Consider the following 1,620-nt stretch of genomic DNA (forward strand, 5'->3'; position numbering starts at 1 on the left):
CCGACGTTCGGTCTCTTGTATCCAGTTTCATGCTGCCTCCCTCTACTGCAGCCTCAGAACTCAACCCCGATTCCCACGATCCATCCCCGCCGGTTGTGATAGCGGAGGCTCAACATCGCTCCTTCGAGGCGAATGGATATGCCCGCAAAAGTGTTGAGGTACGTTTCCCAGTCCGTGTAGCCGTTCGGCAGGATGACCGCCCTCTGTGGCAGGAGCTCGGTTCCCCCTTGGGAAGAGGGCATGGTCGCAATGTGGACCCGCTGCTGGAAGGAGATACCGATCCCGCATTCGATGGAGACCCCGGCGATGAACGTTGTCCCCGAGAGAGCACACAGTTCGAGCTCCGGCCCCAGGTTGTACACCTCTCCGTCCCATGACTGCGGGGAGATCTCGTAGTAGTCGGGGACCTCCTCCCCGGTGAAGGAGATCGATCCCCCGAGCCGCAAGTCGTCCCCGATCAGGAGGCCCAGGCTCCATCCGCTCTCGCCCCGCCCCAGATCGAGGTCGAGGTTGTACGGGACGGGCTCGATAAGGCCCTGTATCTGATCGAGGATGAGGCCGAACTGGGTGAAAATCTTCACGTCCAGTATATCGACCGCTTCAAGGTCGCAATCATCGACCACCACGAGCACGACCATGTGGAATCCGGGCTTCTCGAAGCGGTGCGAGACGATCATCCCAGATGCCGTGCTACCGTCGCCGAAGTCCCAGTGGTAGGCAACGATCTTTCCGTCGGGGTCATGCGAGCCTTCGCCGCTGAAGGTGAGCTCCTCGCCGACTTTCCCGCTGATCGGGCCGGAGATCTGAACTACTGGGGGATGGGATTCTATCGTGATCTCCTTGGTAGCTTCCCCCTCAGCCCCATCGTCGTCCACCACGGTGAGCTTTACCTGATAGGTTCCAGGAGTTTGGTACCCATGCCAGACCGTCTCCTTGTATGCTGTTGCACCGTCGCCGAAGTCCCAGTGGTAGGAAACGATCTCTCCGTCGGGGTCCGTAGACCCAGAGGCGCTGAACCTTAACTCCTCCAGCGCGGAGGCCCCATCCGGTCCGGAGATCCGGGCCACAGGCGGTTCGTTCTTTCTCAAGAGGACATGGATCTCTCCCTCGGTGATGCAGGTGGTGGACCAGGGCTTGTAACCCTCCTTGGTGAGGGTGAGCTCCCCAAGCGACGGCTCGATCGCGACGGTGGCCGGGGTCTTCCCAACGTAGCGGCCATCGACCAGAATCTCCGCTCCGGGTGGGTCGGTCTCGATCAAGACCGCGGTGATCCGCTCAAGCTCCGCCCGCAGCTCCTGTGCCTCTCCGCTCGCCACGGTCACATCTGTTGACCAAGGTCTGTAACCGCAACTGACGACCTTTAAGCGGTGCTCCCCTTCCAAGTGAAGGACTGTTCCCTGCGCGACAGTCTCTCCGAGGAGCTGATCATCGAGGTAGAGGTTTGCACCGGCTGGATCGGACCGTACCGTTAGGCTTCCCCAAGCGACGAGCTCAACCGTGATCTCACTCTGCTCCGGGATGTTTACGCTTGTGGACCAATCCTTATATCCTTCAAGCTTTAGAGTGACCCGGTAGCTTCCCTCCACGAGCTTCGTTGTCGTCAACGGGGTCACTCCGATG

At 60.2% G+C, this 1,620-nt stretch carries 1 protein-coding gene; it reads right to left on the minus strand.

All coding sequences use genetic code 11. The features are described 5' to 3' along the window. Window positions 1-53: 53 nt before the first annotated feature. Window positions 54-1,620: PKD domain-containing protein (locus tag U9Q18_04100; protein MEA3313538.1), on the minus strand; the 1,567-nt coding region annotated here is incomplete at its 5' end.

Source organism: Caldisericota bacterium (genome assembly GCA_034717215.1).
In the GTDB taxonomy this organism is placed as follows: Bacteria; Caldisericota; Caldisericia; order Caldisericales; family Caldisericaceae; genus UBA646.